This window comes from Sphingobium cyanobacteriorum, from assembly GCF_030580935.1.
GTDB classification, from domain to species: domain Bacteria; phylum Pseudomonadota; class Alphaproteobacteria; order Sphingomonadales; family Sphingomonadaceae; genus Sphingobium; species Sphingobium cyanobacteriorum.
In genome coordinates, this window is the sequence record NZ_JAUQOM010000007.1 from 200,703 (window position 1) to 218,657 (window position 17,955).

A 17,955-nucleotide genomic window follows, 5' to 3' on the forward strand; every position below is an offset into this window, starting at 1 on the left:
TCAGTCGTGGAACATGCGGGCATTGCCCGGCTGATAGCCGGTGGACCGCGTGAGGAAGCGGCGGAGCCGTTCGCGGCTCTCGGCTTCGACGGCAGCGTTGCGCGCCGAGTCCAGCGCCTGCGCCCGACCCTGCGCGGCGAGCAGCGCGGTCAGGTCCGCGAGCTGCTGCGATTGCAGCGCAAGAAGCTGGTTGCCCGCCTGTGCCGCTTGGAGCGCACCGGTCGCCGACTGGCTGGACGTGACCAGGCCGTCCATCGTCGTGCGCGCGCCGTCGATATTGCCGACAACGCCGGCTTGCACGCGAAGCGCGTCCTCGAACGCGCCGACGCTATCCTCCCAACGCGCATTGGCGTTGGCGACCATCTGCGCGTGGGTGCCGGTGAGCGCCGCGCCTTTGTAGCGTCCGTTGAACACCTGCTGGACGTTCTGCACATCGTAGGCGATGCGTTGCGCCTCGCCGAGAAGCTGCTGGGTGCGCTGCACCTGTTGCTGCAACTGCTGGAGCGAGTTGAACGGCAGCGACGCCAGATTGCGCGCCTCGTTGATGAGGCTGGTCGCCTGCTGCTGGATTTGCTGGATCTGGTTGTTGACCTGCTGGAGCGACCGAGCGGCCGTCAGCACATTCTGCGCATAGTTCGTCGGGTCATAGACAATGCCGCCGAACTGGGCGTGCGCCGGCGTGGCGGCGGTGATGCCGATCATGCTCGACGTGGCGATGGCGCCAGCCAGCATGGCCCGGCGCAGGATATTGGGTTTCATGGGGTCATGTCCTTCAAGGCAAGGGGGAGCTGGCCGGTATCTTCCCGGCGACCGGCCAGCGGATCGGGTTGGGGTTCGGGAAGAAGATCGACCGCCCAGGCCAGGCCGCGATGGCGCAGCCACTCGGCGGCGAAGCGCTCGCGTCCGTGGGTCTCGACCAGCTCGGCGATGCGGAGCTGATCAGTCTTGGAAGATGCGGCGGCGAAGGCCAGCGCGACCTCGCCCAGCCCCAGCTCGAACAGTCGGTTCCCGCGGCGCGACTGGCAGTAATAGTCGCGCTTGGGCGTGGCCCGGCTAAGGATGTCGATCTGGCGGGCGTTGAGCCCGAACCGCTCGTAGATGGCGGCGATCTGCGGCTCGGCCGCGCGTTCGTTCGGCAGGAAGATGCGCGTCGGACAGCTCTCGATGATGGCCGGCGCGATGTTCGAGGTTTCGATGTCGGCGAGGCTCTGCGTGGCGAACACGACGCCGGCGTTCTTCTTGCGCAGCGTTTTCAGCCATTCGCGGAGTTGCGCGGCAAATTCGGGGCTGTCGAGGACAAGCCAGCCCTCGTCGATGATGATGAGCGTGGGCGAGCCGTCCAGCCGGCCTTCGATCCGGTGGAACAGGTAGGACAGGACGGCGGCGGCCGATCCGGCGCCGACCAAGCCCTCCGTCTCGAACGCCTGGACCGACGCCTCGCCGAGACGCTCGGCCTCGGCGTCGAGCAGCCGGCCCCACGGCCCGCCAAGGCAATAGGAGGCGAGCGCCTGCTTGAGCTGCTGGCTCTGGAGCAGCACGGCGAGCCCGGTCAGCGTGCGTTCCATGACGGGCGCACTGGCAAGCGAGCCGAGCGCCGACCACAGATGCTCCTTGGCCTGTGGATCGACCGCGACGCCCTCGGACGCGAGGATCGCCGCCAGCCATTCGGCCGCCCAGGCGCGTTCGGCCGGATCGTCGATCCGCGCGAGCGGCTGGAGCTGCACGCCGTCGCCGGCCTCGTCGGCGAGAATCCCGCCGAGATCCTGCCAGTCGCCGCCCATGCCGATCGCAGCGGCGCGGATGCTGCCGCCAAAGTCGAAGGCGAAGACTTGGGCCCGTTCGTAGCGGCGGAACTGCATCGCCATGAGGGCGAGCAGCACCGATTTGCCCGCGCCGGTCGGGCCGACGATCAGCGTGTGGCCGACATCGCCGACGTGAAGGGAAAACCGGAACGGGGTCGATCCTTCGGTCTTGCCATAGAGCAAGGGGGGCGCACCGAAATGCTCGTCCCGTTCCGGCCCCGCCCATACCGCTGACAGGGGGATCAGGTGGGCGAGATTGATGGTGGAAATCGGGGGTTGGCGGACATTGGCGTAGGTGTGGCCGGGAAGGCTTCCCAGCCATGCCTCGATCGCGTTCATGCCCTCGGGGATGACGGTGAAGTCGCGGCCCTGGATGACCTTCTCTACCAGCCGCAGCTTCTCGGCGGCGATGGCGGGGTCCCGGTCCCATACCGTCACCGTCGCGGTCACGTAGGCCATGCCGGCATAGTCGGCGCCCAACTCCTGCAGGGCGGTGTCGGCGTCGGCGGCCTTGTTCGAGGCGTCGCTGTCCACGAGGACCGACGCCTCGTTTGTCATCACCTCTTTCAAGATCGCCATGACGCTCTTGCGCTTGGCGAACCACTGGCGTCGGATACGGCTCAGCAGCTTGGTCGCGTCGGTCTTGTCGAGCATGATCGCGCGGGTCGCCCAGCGATACTCGAAGGCGAGCCGGTTCAGCTCGTCGAGCAACCCGGGGAAGGTCACGCTCGGAAAGCCGACGATGGTGAGCGTCCGCAGATGATGCTCGCCCAGGCACGGCTCCAGTCCGCCGGTCAGCGGCTCGTCGGTGAGCAGCGCGTCGAGGTGCATCGGCGTTTCGGGGACGCGGACGCGCTGGCGGCGCGTCGAAACCGTGCTGTGCAGGAAGGTCAGCGTCTCGGCGTCATCGAGCCAGCGAACCTCGGGCACGAAGCCTTCGACCAGGTTGAGCACCCGGTCGCTGCGATCGGTGAAGCCTTTCAGCAGCTCCCAATGATCGACGCCGCTGGTGGATCGGCCCTCGTAGAGCCAGCCTTCGGCGCGCGCGGCTTCCTCGGCGGGCGGCATCCACAAGAGCGTCAGGAAATAGCGGCTCTCGAAGTGCGCGCCTTCCTCGCGGAACTGTTCGCGGCGCTCGAACTCGACCAGCGACGACACGGGATCGGGAAAGTGGCCTTCCGGATAGTCGAGCGCTGGCGTGCGCTGCGCCTCGACGAAAATCGCCCAGCCGGAGCCGAGCCGGCGCAGCGAGTTGTTTAACCGCGCGGTCGTGGCGACCAGCTCGGCCGGCGTCGCGCTGTCCAGATCGGGGCCGCGGAACTTCGCGGTGCGCTGGAACGAGCCGTCCTTGTTCAGCACCACGCCTTCGCCGACCAGCGCGGCCCAGGGCAGGAAGTCGGGAAGGTTCGCAGCTTTGCTGCGATATTCGCGCAAGCTCATCATGGCCGCATCCATGTCGGGTAGCGGAGGTGGCGACGTGCCACGTCCACGAATTGGGGGTCGCGGCGGGCGGCCCACACGGAAAGCCCGTGGCCAACGGCCCAGATGATCAGGCCGGCGATCCACAGGCGCAAGCCGAGGCCGATCGAGCCCGCCAGCGTCCCGTTGACGATGGCAAGCGAACGCGGAGCGCCGCCGAGCAATATCTGCTCGGTCAGCGCCCTGTGGACCGGCGCGAAATAGCCGGGGATCGGCTCAGACCCGTCCGACATCAGACCAGCGCTCCGCCGCCAAAGCTGAAGAAGCTGAGGAAGAAGGAGCTGGCGGCGAACGCGATCGACAGGCCGAACACAATCTGGATCAACCGGCGCGAGCCGCCCGACGTGTCGCCAAACGCGAGCGTCAGACCGGTCACGATAATGATGATGACGGCGATAATCTTCGCCACTGGCCCCTCAATGCTTTCGAGGATCGACTGGAGCGGCGCTTCCCACGGCATCGACGAGCCGCCGGCGTGGGCCGGAACGGCAAAGGTCAGCGCGATCACGCTGGCGGCGGCGGTGAGCATGGCGCGGCGTGCGCCATGCCGAAGGGCATGGATCATGGCAGGTCTCCGGGCTTGGGGGTGGTGAAAGGTGCGAGGCGGTAGTCGCCGCTCGCGAGGTCGAGCCCTTCGACGCGGGCCAGCTCGGTCAGCCGGCGCCCGTGCGCGTCGCGGACCAGCACGGCGATCAGGTCGATTGTCTCGGCGATCAGCGCGCGCGGGACCGTGACCACGGCCTCCTGGATGAGCTGCTCCATGCGGCGGAGCGCGCCGAGCGCGGTGCCGGCGTGGATGGTGCCGACGCCCCCGGGATGGCCGGTGCCCCAGGCTTTGATGAGGTCGAGCGCCTCTGCGCCGCGAACCTCGCCGATCGGGATGCGGTCGGGGCGCAGGCGGAGCGACGAGCGGACCAGCTCGGACAGCGACACCACACCGTCCTTGGTCCGCATGGCGACGAGGTTAGGCGCGGCGCATTGCAGCTCGCGCGTATCTTCGATCAGAACGATGCGATCTGTGGTCTTGGCGACTTCCGCCAAGAGAGCGTTGATCAGCGTGGTCTTGCCCGCGCCAGTGCCGCCCGCGACAAGGATGTTGGCGCGGCTCGCGACACCGTGGCGCAATGCTTCAGCTTCGGCCGCTGACATGATCCCCGCAGCCGCGTAGTCGTCGAGCGTGAACACGGCGACGGCGGGCTTGCGGATCGCGAAGGCTGGCGCGGCGACGACAGGCGGTAGCAAGCCCTCGAACCGCTCCCCACCTTCCGGCAGCTCGGCCGAAACACGCGGGGATCGGGCGTGAACCTCAACGCCGACATGGTGTGCGACCAGGCGGACGATGCGCTCGCCATCAGCAGCGCTCAGCGTTTCGCCGGTGTCGGTGACGCCCTCGCCGAGCCGATCGAGCCAAAGCCGCCCGTCCGGGTTCAGCATCACTTCGATAACGGCAGTGTCGTCGAGCCAGCCCGCGATCGACGGCCCGAGCGCGGTGCGCAGCATTCGCGCGCCGCGTGATTTAGTCTCGGATCGGATTGGGTGGATGGTCAACGACTGGCCCCTACAAAGGACCGGGCGAACCGCCGCCCGGCTGTCGGGGCACATCAAGAGACGCAGATATGCTCGGCTCGCAACAGCTAGTTGCCGGCGTAGTAGAGGGGGCGGTAGATACGTTACCGAGGGCGGAAGCGCCTTCCCGCTACATCTGGGTAACGCGCGGCAATTCAGTCCGACTCGGGTGATGTCGAGCGCGGCCAGACATCTTCGGGAATCTCGTCCATCAACGTCTTACCGCTGGCGAAGCGCCGGCCGAGCGTCTCGATGAAGCCCTCGTAGCGCTTGCGGCCCTTGACTTGCGCGGCAGCCTGATCCTCGTCGGGCAGCGGCGGGGTCACGGACAGCCAGAACCGGACGAACAGGCTCAGCGCCTCGGTGGTCAGGCCGGTGTTGCGCTCAAGCCGCAGGACTTGTCGCGTTAGTCGATCGAGCCGGCGGGCGAACGCCGCTTCCATACGGTCGGCGCCGTCCGGTGACAGGTAAGACGCTACCGCCGCCTCCACGATCGCCGAGCGCGAGATACGGCGGCGGATCGCCAGCTCGTCAATCTGCTTGGCGAGTGCGGGCGGGAAATAGACGTTGAGCCGGGTTCGCATGGCGGCCTCCTACAGCTCGATTCCGTCGCCGGGATCGAGCGATGCCTGACGCGCAATGCCCTGCATCCTGCGGCGCACGGCCGCGTGCCGGGACGCGTCGTCCTGCTCGTCGTCGACGATCGAAAACTCCTGCGCAGCAGGCGCTGGGGTTTCCGGCACGATGGCGACATGCTCCGGCAGCTCGGGCTCGCGGCGCAGCCCGCCATTGGCAGCGTCCTGGGCATCGCGGACGATGCGCGCGACCTGCTTCGGATCGGCGGATGCCTGCCGCCCGCTCCAGTCATCGGGCCTCACCCTGGCAGCCTCCGGCGCGGGCGCCGACGCAATCCGCTCGGACAGGCGGCGATCCTGATAGTAACGGGCCTTCTTCGCCCGGATCGGATGGACACCCGCCACCATGACGATCTCGTCGTCGGGCGGGAGTTGCATCACCTCGCCGGGGGTGAGGAGCTGGCGGGCCGTCTCGGACCGCGACACCATCAAGTGCCCGAGCCACGGCGACAGGCGATGGCCGGCATAGTTCTTCATTGCCCGCATCTCGGTGGCGGTGCCGAGCGCATCCGACACGCGCTTGGCGGTGCGCTCGTCGTTGGTGGCGAAGCTCACGCGGACATGGCAGTTGTCGAGGATCGCGTTGTTCGGGCCGTAAGCCTTTTCGATCTGATTGAGCGACTGCGCGATCAGGAATGCCTTGAGGCCGTAGCCCGCCATGAACGCCAGGGCGGACTCGAAGAAGTCGAGCCGGCCGAGCGCCGGAAACTCGTCGAGCATCAACAACACGCGATGGCGGTTGCCCTTCGGGGTCAGCTCCTCGGTCAGGCGGCGCCCGATCTGGTTGAGGATGAGGCGGATGAGCGGCTTGGTGCGGGAGATGTCGCTGGGCGGCACGACCAGATACAATGTCGCCGGCCGATCGCCCTCGACCAGATCCGCTATGCGCCATTGGCAGGCTCGCGTAACCTCGGCCACGACGGGATCGCGGTAGAGGCCGAGAAACGACATGGCGGTGCTGAGCACGCCCGATCGCTCGTTGTCAGACTTGTTCAACAACTCGCGCGCGGCCGAAGCAACGACGGGATGCGCGCCTGCTTCGCCGAGGTGCGGCGTCGCCATCATCGCGGCCAGCGTTTGCTCGATCGTGCGCGCCGGGTCCGAGAGGAATCCGGCGACGCCGGCCAGGGTCTTGTCCCCCTCGGCATAGAGGACGTGGAGGATCGCGCCGACCAGCAAGCTATGACTCGTTTTTTCCCAGTGGTTTCGGCGCTCCAGCGAGCCTTCGGGATCGACCAGAACGTCGGCGACATTCTGCACGTCGCGCACTTCCCATTGGCCGCGCCGCACCTCCAGCAACGGGTTGTAGGCGGCCGACTCGGCGTTGGTCGGATCGAACAGCAGCACGCGGCCGTGCCGCGCCCGGAAGCCGGCGGTGAGCGTCCAGTTCTCGCCCTTGATGTCGTGGACGATTGCGGAGGCCGGCCAGGTCAACAGCGACGGCACGACCAAGCCGACGCCCTTACCCGAACGGGTCGGGGCGAAGCACAGCACATGCTCGGGACCGTCATGGCGGAGATAGTCGCGGGCGAGCCGGCCAAGCACTACGCCGTTCGGCCCGAGCAGCCCCGCCGCGCGCACCTCCCGCTCGCTCGCCCAGCGAGCCGAGCCATAGGTCTCGGCGTTCTTCAGCTCGCGCGCGCGCCACACCGACATGCCGATGGCGACCGCGATCGACGCGAACCCGCCGGACACAGCGATATAGGCGCCCGTCAGGAATATGCGGGGCGCATAGGCGTCGAAGCTGAACCACCACCAGAAGAAAGCCGGCGGCGGATAAACCCGCCAGCCGAACACCTCGAACCAAGGCGGCCCCAGCTCGGGCTGATAGGCGAGCGCGGCGGCTGTCCACTGCGTCGCGCCCCACACCCCGGCGAGCACGGTCAGGAACACGATGATGATCTGGCCCCAGAGTATCTTGGTCGCGGACATGGAGGTCTCCTGATTTAGATGCCGAGGCCGCGCTCGCGGCCCAGCGTCCAGTCGATGCCGCCGCCGGCGCGGACGACGCCCGACACCTGACGGCCGAGTTGCTGTTCGAGGGTGCTGGCCCACGGCACGAGCCGGAAGCCGAGCCCATCGTCGATCATGACGAAGCGGCCAGACGCGAGCGCGAGGCGCTGGCGCACGACGCCGGCGATCTTCTCGCCGGAGCCGGCGGGCCGATAAGCAAGCCCGGTCTCGCCCGCGACCTTCGCGCCAACCGCGTCCAGCTCGCGCTTGCGGAGCGTGTCGAGCATCCCGCGCTCGAACACCGTCCGCTCGCCGAACCTGCGCGCCAGCCCTTCCTTGACGAGATGGTCGGTGCGCGCGTCCATCGCGCGCCGCACCTCGGCGCCGAACCCGCCGTCCGCAACGCTGGCGCCGCGCTCGATCAGGCGGTGGTCAAGCCAGGTCGCGCCGGGCGCCCTAATCTGCGCGGCGAGGTCGAGGTCGGACCGCGTGACGAGAACCAACGTCGGCTTCGCCTCGCCGGCCCGTCCGATAGCGCGCAGCTCGACGATGCCGCCGAGCTTGGGGCTGTGCTCCAGCGCCTCGATGCCGGGCAGCCGGACATGGTGGGTGCGGCCATCGGTACCGTCGATCACGGCATAGGCCGTGCCGGTCAGTTCGTCGTGCAGGCCCTTGTCGATCAACCTGCCGGCGACTGGCTTCTCCGGCGCGCTGGTGACGACGGCGTAGCTGTCGAGCGGCCGGTCCTGCCCCCGATCCTTGAGCGCCGCGCCGATCGTGCGGATGATGTCGCCGCGCGCGCCCAGCTCGCGCAGCTTCGCCGCCGCACCTTCCGCGACCGCCCACTGGCCGGTATCCCCTTCGGCTGCGAGCCCCATCGTCTCCAAGTGCTGCAAGCGCCCGACCATCAAACGGCGGAGCCGCTGATCGTCCGGGCCGGGGCGCTCGGGGCGTAGGTCAATCACGCCCAGCTCGTCGGCGGAACGCTGGATCTCGGTATCGAGCCGGGTCCAGCGTTCCGCCGTCAGCTCACGGTCGAGCGCGCGCTGCACCTCATGTTCGGGCTTCGGCCCAAGCTCGGCGAAGGCCAAGTCTTGCGCGCGCGCGCGGAGATTGTGGCTGATGTATTCGCGGGAGATGACGAGATCGGCGCCCTGATCGGTAACGCCGCGCACAAGCAGATGGACGTGCGGATTGTCGGTGTTCCAGTGGTCGACCGCGACCCAATCGAGCCGCGTGCCCAGGTCGGCCTCCATCTGCCGCATCAGGTCGCGGATGTATTCGCGCAGGTCGGTCAGCTCGGCGGCGTCCTCGGGCGACACGATGACCCGGAAATGGTGCCGGTCATCCTTGCATCGCTCGGTGAAACCGCGATCGTCGGCGTTGTCGCCGGCCGCGTCGAACATGCGCGTCGGCGAGCCGTCACGGGTGACGCCTTCGCGCTTCAAATAAGAGACGTGCGCGGACAGCGGCGCCGAGCGCCGGCCACCCCGGCTGCGGGTGGTCACGGGCAGCATCTTGACCATTACGCGGCGGCCCGAGCCGAACAGGCGGCTGCGGGCGAACGCCGTGCGTCCCCGCCCGAAGGTGGATTGCGCGCCACGGCGCGCTCCGCTGGCGCCGCCGCGCCGGCCGCCGCTATGGATCGCGGCGACCCGCAACACCTCGGCGACCAGGCCGCGGGCATTGCGGCCCTGCGCCTTACTGCGCTTGGCCTTACCCGGCCGGACGCGGGACTCGCTGTCCTCGCTCACGGCCGGGCCGCTTTCGGGCGAAAATGGCCTGTGGTGCCATTCGACGCGTTGTTTTTGCTGACTTTTCCCTTCCGCACGGCACGCGCGCCGACCGACGCCCCCGCGTGAAGCCACGGAAAAGCCATGGCTTTTCGGCTGAACGGGGCACTGCTTATATCTTGCCCTCGTCTGCCCCTGCCGTTCTTCTCCTCCCCAGCGATCTTACTGCTTCGGAAAGATGAAGGGGGCGACTGGCCGATCATTGCGGTCGGCCCGCGCGGGCGCGGGACACGAACAGCGTGTCGCGCGGTTCATTGGCGGACGGATCGGTAGCGCGAACGCCGACAGATGTCGGCCGGTCTATTGGCAGCTCGGACGCGGCTTCTTCGCCGCCCGACTTCCCGGCGACAGCTTCCGAAGCGGCGCTGGCGGCGCGGACGAATAGCGCCGCACGACGCCATGCGAACGGATCACGCGCGGCAGTGGCCGCCACTTCCACCGCGCCCGATTGGCCGGTGATCGGTGCGAGCTGGGCGAGATAGCCGACGGTCTCAGCGGGCAGCGGACGGCCGCGCGACAGGTAATCGTCGTAGCGGCCCGGTCCCGCATTATAGGCCGCCAGCATCGCGCTGGCATTGCCGTAGCGGTCATGCATCTCGCGCAGATAGGCCGCGCCCGCCATGATGTTGTCGCGCACGTTGAACGGATCGGGGCCTAGGCCGTAGTGGGCGCGAAGACCGGCCCAGGTCGCGGGCATGATCTGCATCACGCCCATCGCCCCGGCCGGCGAGACCGCGCGTGAAACGCCGCGGCTCTCGACACGCATTACCGCCCAAATCCAAGCCTCGGGGATGCCGAACCGCCGCGCGGCATCGGCAACATGACCGGCATATGGGTGGACCGCCGATGATCGTGCGGCTGGCATATCCTGTGCCATCGCCGGGGCAGACATAGCGCCGCCGGACAGCAGGACGACGGCAACGGCGACCGCGGATCCGACTCCGCTCCGCCGCCAGCCTGCCAGCGTGCTCGCTGCGGTAAAGGGTGCGCGCGAAGCGCCGGCCGTTGGCCGCCCTTGACCTTCGCTGCGCGCCCCGGCCGGCCTGCGACCGAGCGGGGCGGAGGGATGAGACGGTCTTCCCGCGAACAAAGGGATGAAGATGAAGCGCACGGGCTCAGTCCTGCTCGCGCGACTTCGGCTGGCGGTTCCAGCGCAGCGACCAGGCCGACCTGTCGTTGCCGTTCTGGAACAGCGCGGCGCGTATCGGCTGCGCGAAGGCGGGGTCGTCGATGCGCAGCGAGACGTAATCCCCGGCGCGCTCGCCGTTCTCGTTCCAGCCGGCGCCGATTTCCGGCCCTTCGCTGTCGCCGCGGTGAACGCGCCAGTCCGGCGCCTTGTCGGCGTCGCTCTGCTCGGCAGGAACGATCGAGATACGGATGTCGAGTGTCGCCGTCTCGATGATACCTTCGTAGCCATTGGCGGTGCGGAAGAAGCTGCCGATCTGCATGATGATCTCCTTTGAGTTGGCGGTCGGGAAAGCGGGTCAGCGCCAGTTGAGCGGCGCGTCGGGGGTGTCGCGAGTGAGGATCGGGATGGCGCGGCCGAGCACGGCCGAGGCCGGCAGCGAACCGAAATAGCGACCGTCCATGCTGTCGGCGTGGTCGGGGTTGAGCATCAGCAACTCGCCGGCGCGCAGCGTTCGGCAGCCTTGCCAGACCGGCAGAGGGCGGCCCCGGCCGTCACGCTGCCGGGCGACGACAACGGGCCGCCCATCGACGCTCACTACCGCGTTGATGCTGCACACGATCTGGCCCGGCCGCGCCGCGACATGCTTCAGCAGCGGCACGCGCTCGCCGAGATAGCCGCGCTCCGCGAGCCATTGCGCCAGCTTCGGTGGCGGTGTCACGGCGACCAAAACCCCGTTCGGCGGATCGGGAAGCGGCTCGATCCGATAAAGCCCGATCGGCGCGCTCGCGCTGGCGTTCCAGACGACGCGCGGCAGCGGGTCGAGCGCCGCAATCGTGGCGAACGACGCGCCGAACAGCGACGCGACGCAGACCGTCGCAAGGGCCCCTCCACGGCGCGTCATCCTTCGATTTCCCGGCGCTTGAGCCAGGCGCGATGACGCTCCAGCGTATAGGGGCGCGGCTGATGTCCGGCGGCGATACGGTTGGCGACGTGTCGCCAGTGGTCGGGCGCGGCGTCGCAGGGATCGACGCCGGCTGCTTCGGTCGCGTCGATCGCTGCAAGAACTTGCTGGACCTTGGGCCAGCCTTCAATCTTGAGCAGGATGTCACCGCCCGGCTGCACGCACGGCAGCGTCGTGAACGGCTCGCCGGCGCCCACCGCGCGCACGATGTCGATGCGCGAGCTGACCGTGCCGTAGTCGTTCGCCGCCCATCGGACGAACGCGAATATCGCTCCGGGACGGAAGCGGACGATGCGGCGGCGGCGATCGGCGATCTCGTCCGCCGCGACGCGGCCGAACCTGATCCAATGCTCGATCCGCTTCTCGATCCACGTCAGCTCGACGCGGGTCATGCCGTCGTCAGACGGCTGGCGGTGGCGCATGGGCGACGGCGGGACGGTCATCGCCGGCTCCGGGCGATGGCGGAATCCGCGCGCGGCATGAGGTCGTCCTGCCCCGGATCGGAAGTCGAATGTTTGATGCCGATGTCGGCCCAGGCGCGCAGGTCATCGACCGAATAGACCACCCGGCCGCCGATCCGGCGGTATGCCGGGCCTGTCCCGAAATAGCGGTGTTTTTCGAGGGTGCGGCCGGACAGGCCGAGAAAGCGCGCGGCTTCCGGCGTTCGCAGGAAGCGGGGCGGCAGATTGGCGGGCGTATCGGACAAGTGAAGGCTCCTGCGGGCAGTGGCGGCAGGAGGCGTAATTGTCAGAAGGAAGGCGGCCGGGTGGGGTATGAAGATGTGCGGCTGCACGGATGCGACCACCCCCGTGGGGGCACTGCCCGAAGGGAACGGTCAGCGGATACGGAGGAGTTTGCGGTACTCCCCGTTCATCATAGTGATGCCGTCTCGGACCAGCCGGACCACGAACGAACGCGCGGAAGACATCTTCCAGTCGCTCGCGGACAATCGCACGGCCTCGTCGCGCCCCAGCGCGGTGGCGATCTCGCGATAGGTCGCACCGCCGTCGCGCAGGTCGAGCGCGCGGAGCATAAGGTCGAGCCGGGCAAGCCGGTAGGCGGTGAGCGGCCAGCCGCGCGGCAGCGGACCCGCCGCGCGACCGAGCAGACGGCGATGGAATCGCAGCAAGCTGGCGATGCGGGTGAGGAAATCCTTGTCGAGCGGGATGACTGCTGCGAGCGGCCGGCCAGCCGTCGGGTCGCGCAGCCACAGCCGATGCTCTCCGGCTGCATCGGCGACAATGACATGGCGTCCGTCGATCCCGGCCAGATCGGCGAACAGCGCGCCGAGCGCGCGCGGATCGACCGGGGCGGCGGTCGCAAATCCCTCCGGTGCGGCGTCCAGGATGACCGTGACGGCGGTCAGTTCGGGGCGCCAGACAACCGGCTCTGACAGGTCATCCGGTGCCGTGGCGAAAGGACAACCCCCAGCGCCGCGCGAACGCCGACTCGGCGGCATTCTTCGTGACGGCGCCGCTCGCGATGCGCTCGCGCATCTGCGCATGTTCGGCGCGAAAGGTCTGGTTTCGCCGAAGGAACTCGGCAGCTATGCCGGCGCGCCCGATCGCGTCGGACAGACTGCCGTCGCGTCGCTGGCGCCGGCGCTGTGGCGTCGGCATTCCATCCTCCTAACCGCGTCTCGCGCGGATTTCAGGAAGCTCAGCGTCACCTGTTGAGTATTGGGCGAATAGCGCGAAGGCTGCGCTCTGCCATGCCGCGAAAGCTGTGCCGGAGATGAGCGAACGCAACCGAATTAGATTTAATCTTAACGCTTTAACGGTCGCTCGCATCCGAGCAGATGGGCATAGCCAACCTCGGTCATCCATCGCGCTCGCGCAAGATGACTGTCGTGCATTGTTTTTGCGCGGTGCGGTTCGGCGGCCGCATCGATGCCGAGAATACAGGCGGCGGCTTCGCGCCAGTCTGCGCCTTCGTCGGCAGCGTCGAGCAAGCGCAGATAATCGACCATATGGCTTTCGTCGTAGGCGGTGAGCTGCGATACGTCGGGCGCGCGATCTGCGAACTGGCTGGTGCTCATGGCGCTTCCGTCATGTCTATCGTTAACCAAGCTAGATCAAATATGGACGTCAAATAGGCGCAAATCTCGCATCGCTCGTTGCACCTTTGGCAGCGATGTCGGCGCGAGGCTGGCGATACACCTTATATGGGATAAACCACATAATGTGTATCGTCCAGCTTGCGGCGCATGGACATGCGCCGCCTCGTGGGACTCAACTTCGCCAAGCTGAGAAAGGATAAGGGCTTTACCCAGGAGCGCTTTGCCGAGACGTCCGGCTTTACCCAACAATATGTAAGCGATTTGGAGCGCGGTCGCCGCAATCCAACCGTAGTCACCTTGTTTCACTTGGCCTCGGCGCTTGGCGTCACGCCCGCCGATCTTCTCGCCGAACTCGATCCGTCCGAGCCTGATTAGCTTCGCAGAATCTGAGCGCGAGCCGGGCGTCAGCCCGGCGAGCGCGATTGCGGCCGCGCGGACCTTGGGACGCGCGGCCGCCGCCGATCCAACGCAGCGGATCGGCGCGAAAATGGCAAAGCCGCAGGGCCGAACGTTCGGCCCTGCGGTGAAATGGTTAGGCTGCTTTGAGGCGCTGCATCCCTTCCGCCAGCGTCCAAAGCGCGCGGTTCAGCGTCACGTTCTGGTCGATGCCGTTGATCGCGCGGGTCTGCGCACGGCGAATACGGCCCTCGGCGTTGCGCTTGCGGCCCTGCAACCCGCCCCGAACGACATTCTCCTGAATGACGTTGAACGTGGTCCACAAGCTGCGGTCTACATCCTCGCGGCGGCGCGGCTCGATGATCTGCTCGGGCCGAACCGGGCTTTCGTCGTCGCCATAGCGCGCAACAAGGCTGACCTCGCCAAGCAAGCGCTGTTCACCCGGTGAAAGCTGGATCGCCTTCATCGACTCGCTGGCGTCGATCAAGCGCGGGAAGTCCTCCGCGACGGTGAACACGCCCTCGATAATGTCATGCTCGATATTGCCTTTGTGCGGCACGCGGACCTCTTCGAACCGCTCGCCCGCGATCATGCTGTTGGTGCAGACGAAGCGCAGCATCCCGGCAAACATCTGGTAGGCGCTGGTTCCGTCATGGCTGTTGACGATGATGACTTCGGCGGCCTCCGGTTTGCCGATGCCGTCATCGCGGCGCAGGCGCAGCATGTGCTTGGCGTGGCCGTGGCGGCTGCCGTCACGCGGCACCGACTGGACCGCGAAGAACGGCGACCAACCTTCCCGGCGCAGCCCCTCCACGATGTCGATCGTCGGGACATAGACGTAGCGATCCGAACGGCTGTCGTGCGCCTCGCGGGCGAAGATGGACGGGACGTGCCGATACAGCGCCTCGTTGTCGAGCGGCTCCCGGCCGCTGATCTGATGGGCACCACGGCCGAACCGGGTAGCAAGCTGATAGTGCATTTTGGCCTCCTTGGGCTTGGGTTTCCGCGCAGCGGAGCGCCGCGCTGAAACCCTGCCCGTCGGCGAGACCGGGGGTGCAAACGGAAAGCGGCTTCGCGGGGAACCGGCTGCACGGAACGCGCTCGCGCGTGGAGGAAGCTGGGCGGAAGCCGCTTGAAGTGCGCCGGGGGCAGCGCCCCAAGCAACTCCGACAAGGTGCCGGGCCGACCGGCCCGTCCGTTCTGACAACCAGCAAAAACAAACGCACTTAGGCGCCCCGCTCCAATGGAGCGGGGCGCCGCGTCGGGGTCAGCGGGACCAGATCAGCGTGTATTCGCCGGCGGTCTCGGTCTCGGACAGGGTGGCGTAGATCGGCGCCGGAAAGGTGGGATCGTCCAACTTGACCGAGGTGTAGTCGCGACCTTCGCGGCTGGTCTTCTTCCAGGCAGCGCCGATGTCCATATCGGCAGTGCTGACACTGAAGTCGGGAGACTTGTCGCCATCCTTTGTGATGGGGCGGAAGACGGCTTTGGTGTTGAGGATGAGCGTCTTGATGACGCCGGTGAACTCGCCCTTGCTGTTGGCGGTGAAGGTGCCGATCATAGCCATGTCGAAATCTCCTTGTTGCTCGGGCCACGCCCTTCGCGGCCTCGACAGTGATCGACAGACCGGGGGCGAGTGCCCGCGCACCGCAGGGCGGCCGCAGCGGAGCGGAGGATGGCGCCGGCCGGCTATTTTGCTTCGCGATGCAAAGCGCGGCACGCGCGGCGGAAAATAGCCGGCCGTAGCCATTGCGGAGGCAATCGAGGCGAAGCCGCCGCCCGGTCAGATCACGCCATCGCCGAGGCCTGCGGGCGTGGCCCTCTTGCAAACGTGGACGGCGTGGCGACAACGGCCCAGGCAACAGGCACTTACGATCAATGTCACGACGAACGGTCCCGCGCCAACACCTTAGGCTGGCTCGGCAGGGAGCATTTATTGGCCCCCGCTCGACCTCGCCCAGCCATTGTCGAACTGCTCGGCCACGACGTTGATCGACCGCACGCGAAACGGAGCGCAGCTGGCAATTTCGACTGCGTCGGGGTCGAATATCGCAATGTTGAAGCCTCCGCGATCTTCGGTATCGCCAAAGTGGCTTTTATAGCCGATTGCGTCGTATCCAGCGCTGCGAAAGAGCTCGGCAAGGATTTGGGTCGGCGCATAGTCGGCGCGGTCATCCGCATGCGTGACCGGCTGCGAGAAGGCATTGTCGATGTCAGTCCAGACCGCTTGTTCGACCTCCTCGGGGGTCGGGTCCGTGCCGCCCATGACGTGCCTGAAGATCGGGCCAGCAAAAGATGACTTTCCGTGGCCGCGCGACAGATCAAGGGTGCGGAGAGGGCGCAGGAGGCGACACCAGGCAACAGACAGCTCGGCACCGACCCAGGGCCTTACCTCGGAAACCGCCGTCTCGATCGTGCTGCCGACGTATAGAACTGGAATGCCAGTCGGGTTGGCGCGTCCCTCGCGCGCACGGTCGGCCAAAGGCTTCATGCGCTGTGCGCCGTATCCCCACGTATCCTCCCCGATCCAATTGCCATCATCGTCAGTCCGATCCACCATATCGACGCCGCGCTGGGCGCGGTAGAGAATCATGCCCTTTTTCAGCGAAACATCGCGATCGCGGTTTGTGGCCAGGACCGTCTGGAGGAATGTCCGATCCTCTTCGCCGAGTATGTAACGGCTGGAGAATCTGACCCGCCGCGCGAACTTCGAATAGCTGTCCCAACTCGCAAATGCCGGCGTCACTGGGTCGTCCAGTTTCATTATAAAGCGCCCTCTTGCTCGATTGGTTTGCTACGAACAGCCACGTTCAGGCAAGCGGCCGATCGCCTCTACATGTAATCACCCATCATGGAATTGGCAGCAGGCATTGCCACGTGCGGGACGCAATTCGATAGATGCATCATGGCCTAGTGCCAGCTGTTCAGCTACATCGTTTTGCGCACGGGCGCGCACCGATCTCTGCGACGCCGCACCGGTAGACAGGGGTGGATGAATGACGCCGATTAAGTCGGTCACGGATTTCGTGAAGGTGATCCTGGAGTGGCCTGTCTCGAAGACCTCCGTGGTGTCATATCGCGGTCACGGCAGCGTTGACTTTAGATTGACTCCGTCCATCTTCCGCAAGGCATCAACTCGGGAGAACGAGCATATCTTGCTGCGCGAATTGATCGCCGCCCATCCCGAGGACTTTGACCGAGATACGAGCGCCCTGGAGATGCTGGTTCGGATGCAGCATTTTTCGCTGCCCACGCGGTTGCTCGACGTGACCATGAACCCCTTGGTCGCGCTCTACTTCGCTTGCGAAACCGTCAAGAAAAGGGTGACCCTTCCGTCGGGAAAAACGCAGACGCAAGACATGGACGGCCATGTCGTCATGCTTCGGGTTCATAAGGGACGGGTACGCTATTTCGACAGCGATACGGTGAGTTGCCTTACCAATCTTGCCCGCCTGTCGTGGTCCTACAAGCGGAAGATCGACACCATGCTGGAGCAGGAAAGGTTCAACGACAGTACTCCGATCAAGCGCCTTCTGCATTTTATCAGGCAGGAGAAGAACGGATTCCTGAATGAAATTGATCCAGACGACCTGGACTCGATCATCCTCGTCAAGCCCAAGCAGAATAACAAGCGTATCCTCGCACAGGCGGGAGCCTTCTTCGCGTTCGGCTTGGTTGAGGAGATCGACGCCAGCAATACTGACGGCATAAAAGTGGAGCACATCGTCATTCCTGCCGCTGCGAAGTCGGATATTCTCGAGGAACTCGACAAGCTTGGAATTAATGAAAAGACGATGTTCCCGGATATTGAGCGCGCCGCGCGGTATATCACGGGCACCCTCTCATCGGGCGATGCCGCAACCAAGGTGGTGTTGCGACGTTCGCCGAAATAACCGCTGTCGATGGACCGAGCATGATTGATTGAGGTCCAGCAGCTCGGAAAAACGGTACACTCTGACCAAGAGCGGCCGCGCCCCAACGGGCGCGGCCGCCGTTTTGCCGGTCGAAATGGATGGCCGGGACCGCTCACGCGGCCCCGGCCCGATGCCGCTATTCGGCGTAAGCGCCAAAACCTCCCCACATTTTCGTAGCTGCTGATCTGTCTATGTTTTGCCCCTCATCCGAGGGGTATCGTAGTGGCTGATGATGTAAGAACATTCGAAACAGGTTTCGAAAGGCAGG

General features: G+C 66.4%; 21 protein-coding genes. 2 read left to right on the plus strand and 19 right to left on the minus strand.

The features are described from left to right. From trbJ to Q4610_RS14735, 16 genes are all read right to left on the minus strand, one after another. Complete coding sequence (trbJ, locus tag Q4610_RS14660; RefSeq protein ID WP_304536702.1) at positions 1 to 759, minus strand: P-type conjugative transfer protein TrbJ; 759 nt, start codon at positions 757 to 759, stop codon at positions 1 to 3. Beyond that, positions 756 to 3,245: a conjugal transfer protein TrbE gene (gene trbE, locus Q4610_RS14665; protein WP_304536703.1), complete on the minus strand. Its 2,490-nt coding sequence runs from the start codon at positions 3,243 to 3,245 to the stop codon at positions 756 to 758. Before trbE ends, trbJ begins: the two co-directional genes overlap by 4 nt. Further along, entirely contained in the window at positions 3,242 to 3,514 is a 273-nt protein-coding gene (locus Q4610_RS14670; RefSeq protein WP_304536704.1) for a VirB3 family type IV secretion system protein, read from the minus strand. Before Q4610_RS14670 ends, trbE begins: the two co-directional genes overlap by 4 nt. Beyond that, on the minus strand, positions 3,514 to 3,846 hold the full coding sequence (locus Q4610_RS14675) for a TrbC/VirB2 family type IV secretion system protein (RefSeq protein WP_304536705.1): 333 nt from the start codon (positions 3,844 to 3,846) through the stop codon (positions 3,514 to 3,516). Before Q4610_RS14675 ends, Q4610_RS14670 begins: the two co-directional genes overlap by 1 nt. Next, positions 3,843 to 4,829, minus strand: a complete 987-nt coding sequence (gene trbB / locus Q4610_RS14680; protein ID WP_304536706.1) for a P-type conjugative transfer ATPase TrbB — start codon at positions 4,827 to 4,829, stop codon at positions 3,843 to 3,845. Before trbB ends, Q4610_RS14675 begins: the two co-directional genes overlap by 4 nt. Before the next feature lie 173 nt (positions 4,830 to 5,002). Further along, the gene (locus tag Q4610_RS14685) at positions 5,003 to 5,431 is read right to left on the minus strand and encodes a ribbon-helix-helix domain-containing protein (protein ID WP_304536707.1); all 429 of its coding nucleotides are present in this window, start codon (positions 5,429 to 5,431) and stop codon (positions 5,003 to 5,005) included. 9 nt (positions 5,432 to 5,440) lie between these two features. Next, on the minus strand, positions 5,441 to 7,414 hold the full coding sequence (locus tag Q4610_RS14690) for a conjugal transfer protein TraG (RefSeq protein WP_304536708.1): 1,974 nt from the start codon (positions 7,412 to 7,414) through the stop codon (positions 5,441 to 5,443). 14 nt (positions 7,415 to 7,428) lie between these two features. Then, positions 7,429 to 9,189 carry a relaxase/mobilization nuclease domain-containing protein gene (locus Q4610_RS14695; protein ID WP_304536709.1) on the minus strand — a complete coding sequence of 587 codons (1,761 nt, stop codon included), beginning with the start codon at positions 9,187 to 9,189 and terminating at the stop codon, positions 7,429 to 7,431. A gap of 238 nt (positions 9,190 to 9,427) precedes the next feature. Beyond that, a complete protein-coding gene (locus Q4610_RS14700; protein ID WP_304536710.1) occupies positions 9,428 to 10,120 on the minus strand; it encodes a lytic transglycosylase domain-containing protein in 693 nt (230 codons plus the stop codon). A gap of 223 nt (positions 10,121 to 10,343) precedes the next feature. Continuing rightward, positions 10,344 to 10,676, minus strand: coding sequence for a DUF736 domain-containing protein (locus Q4610_RS14705; protein WP_304536711.1), 333 nt, complete (start codon positions 10,674 to 10,676; stop codon positions 10,344 to 10,346). A gap of 36 nt (positions 10,677 to 10,712) precedes the next feature. Then, a complete protein-coding gene (locus Q4610_RS14710; RefSeq protein ID WP_304536712.1) occupies positions 10,713 to 11,258 on the minus strand; it encodes a S26 family signal peptidase in 546 nt (181 codons plus the stop codon). Further along, positions 11,255 to 11,761: a DUF2840 domain-containing protein gene (locus Q4610_RS14715; protein WP_304536713.1), complete on the minus strand. Its 507-nt coding sequence runs from the start codon at positions 11,759 to 11,761 to the stop codon at positions 11,255 to 11,257. The genes Q4610_RS14710 and Q4610_RS14715 overlap by 4 nt, the downstream gene beginning before the upstream one ends. Next, the gene (locus tag Q4610_RS14720; RefSeq protein WP_167954218.1) at positions 11,758 to 12,024 is read right to left on the minus strand and encodes a helix-turn-helix transcriptional regulator; all 267 of its coding nucleotides are present in this window, start codon (positions 12,022 to 12,024) and stop codon (positions 11,758 to 11,760) included. The genes Q4610_RS14715 and Q4610_RS14720 overlap by 4 nt, the downstream gene beginning before the upstream one ends. Positions 12,025 to 12,153: 129 nt before the next feature. Further along, positions 12,154 to 12,777, minus strand: coding sequence for a DUF2285 domain-containing protein (locus Q4610_RS14725; protein WP_304536714.1), 624 nt, complete (start codon positions 12,775 to 12,777; stop codon positions 12,154 to 12,156). Next, positions 12,716 to 12,937, minus strand: a complete 222-nt coding sequence (locus Q4610_RS14730) for a transcriptional regulator domain-containing protein (RefSeq protein ID WP_304536715.1) — start codon at positions 12,935 to 12,937, stop codon at positions 12,716 to 12,718. The genes Q4610_RS14725 and Q4610_RS14730 overlap by 62 nt, the downstream gene beginning before the upstream one ends. A 146-nt stretch (positions 12,938 to 13,083) precedes the next feature. Beyond that, on the minus strand, positions 13,084 to 13,356 hold the full coding sequence (locus tag Q4610_RS14735) for a DNA -binding domain-containing protein (protein ID WP_304536716.1): 273 nt from the start codon (positions 13,354 to 13,356) through the stop codon (positions 13,084 to 13,086). A gap of 168 nt (positions 13,357 to 13,524) precedes the next feature. Between Q4610_RS14735 and Q4610_RS14740 the strand changes: the two genes are divergently transcribed. Beyond that, entirely contained in the window at positions 13,525 to 13,752 is a 228-nt protein-coding gene (locus Q4610_RS14740; protein WP_304536717.1) for a helix-turn-helix domain-containing protein, read from the plus strand. A 157-nt stretch (positions 13,753 to 13,909) separates the two neighbouring features. Here the strand turns inward: Q4610_RS14740 and Q4610_RS14745 are convergent, their stop codons facing one another. From Q4610_RS14745 to Q4610_RS14755, 3 genes are all read right to left on the minus strand, one after another. After that, positions 13,910 to 14,752, minus strand: a complete 843-nt coding sequence (locus Q4610_RS14745) for a DUF932 domain-containing protein (RefSeq protein WP_304536718.1) — start codon at positions 14,750 to 14,752, stop codon at positions 13,910 to 13,912. A gap of 288 nt (positions 14,753 to 15,040) precedes the next feature. Continuing rightward, complete coding sequence (locus Q4610_RS14750; protein ID WP_304536719.1) at positions 15,041 to 15,340, minus strand: DUF736 domain-containing protein; 300 nt, start codon at positions 15,338 to 15,340, stop codon at positions 15,041 to 15,043. Positions 15,341 to 15,706: 366 nt separating this feature from the next. Then, the gene (locus Q4610_RS14755) at positions 15,707 to 16,537 is read right to left on the minus strand and encodes an RES family NAD+ phosphorylase (RefSeq protein ID WP_304536720.1); all 831 of its coding nucleotides are present in this window, start codon (positions 16,535 to 16,537) and stop codon (positions 15,707 to 15,709) included. 232 nt (positions 16,538 to 16,769) lie between these two features. Here Q4610_RS14755 and Q4610_RS14760 point away from each other — a divergent pair, with 232 nt between their 5' ends. Further along, positions 16,770 to 17,666 carry an FRG domain-containing protein gene (locus tag Q4610_RS14760; protein ID WP_304536721.1) on the plus strand — a complete coding sequence of 299 codons (897 nt, stop codon included), beginning with the start codon at positions 16,770 to 16,772 and terminating at the stop codon, positions 17,664 to 17,666. The last annotated feature ends 289 nt before the right edge of the window (positions 17,667 to 17,955 follow it).

What these genes read in the sequence shown, in the direction of transcription:
- trbJ (WP_304536702.1), bottom strand. Translation starts at nt 759, where the DNA reads ATGAAACCCAATATCCTGCGCCGGGCCATGCTGGCTGGCGCCATCGCC.
- trbE (WP_304536703.1), bottom strand. Translation starts at nt 3,245, where the DNA reads ATGATGAGCTTGCGCGAATATCGCAGCAAAGCTGCGAACCTTCCCGAC.
- Q4610_RS14670 (WP_304536704.1), bottom strand. Translation starts at nt 3,514, where the DNA reads ATGTCGGACGGGTCTGAGCCGATCCCCGGCTATTTCGCGCCGGTCCAC.
- Q4610_RS14675 (WP_304536705.1), bottom strand. Translation starts at nt 3,846, where the DNA reads ATGATCCATGCCCTTCGGCATGGCGCACGCCGCGCCATGCTCACCGCC.
- Q4610_RS14685 (WP_304536707.1), bottom strand. Translation starts at nt 5,431, where the DNA reads ATGCGAACCCGGCTCAACGTCTATTTCCCGCCCGCACTCGCCAAGCAG.
- Q4610_RS14690 (WP_304536708.1), bottom strand. Translation starts at nt 7,414, where the DNA reads ATGTCCGCGACCAAGATACTCTGGGGCCAGATCATCATCGTGTTCCTG.
- Q4610_RS14700 (WP_304536710.1), bottom strand. Translation starts at nt 10,120, where the DNA reads ATGTCTGCCCCGGCGATGGCACAGGATATGCCAGCCGCACGATCATCG.
- Q4610_RS14705 (WP_304536711.1), bottom strand. Translation starts at nt 10,676, where the DNA reads ATGCAGATCGGCAGCTTCTTCCGCACCGCCAATGGCTACGAAGGTATC.
- Q4610_RS14710 (WP_304536712.1), bottom strand. Translation starts at nt 11,258, where the DNA reads ATGACGCGCCGTGGAGGGGCCCTTGCGACGGTCTGCGTCGCGTCGCTG.
- Q4610_RS14715 (WP_304536713.1), bottom strand. Translation starts at nt 11,761, where the DNA reads ATGACCGTCCCGCCGTCGCCCATGCGCCACCGCCAGCCGTCTGACGAC.
- Q4610_RS14725 (WP_304536714.1), bottom strand. Translation starts at nt 12,777, where the DNA reads ATGCCGCCGAGTCGGCGTTCGCGCGGCGCTGGGGGTTGTCCTTTCGCC.
- Q4610_RS14730 (WP_304536715.1), bottom strand. Translation starts at nt 12,937, where the DNA reads ATGCCGACGCCACAGCGCCGGCGCCAGCGACGCGACGGCAGTCTGTCC.
- Q4610_RS14735 (WP_304536716.1), bottom strand. Translation starts at nt 13,356, where the DNA reads ATGAGCACCAGCCAGTTCGCAGATCGCGCGCCCGACGTATCGCAGCTC.
- Q4610_RS14740 (WP_304536717.1), top strand. Translation starts at nt 13,525, where the DNA reads ATGGACATGCGCCGCCTCGTGGGACTCAACTTCGCCAAGCTGAGAAAG.
- Q4610_RS14745 (WP_304536718.1), bottom strand. Translation starts at nt 14,752, where the DNA reads ATGCACTATCAGCTTGCTACCCGGTTCGGCCGTGGTGCCCATCAGATC.
- Q4610_RS14750 (WP_304536719.1), bottom strand. Translation starts at nt 15,340, where the DNA reads ATGGCTATGATCGGCACCTTCACCGCCAACAGCAAGGGCGAGTTCACC.
- Q4610_RS14755 (WP_304536720.1), bottom strand. Translation starts at nt 16,537, where the DNA reads ATGAAACTGGACGACCCAGTGACGCCGGCATTTGCGAGTTGGGACAGC.
- Q4610_RS14760 (WP_304536721.1), top strand. Translation starts at nt 16,770, where the DNA reads ATGACGCCGATTAAGTCGGTCACGGATTTCGTGAAGGTGATCCTGGAG.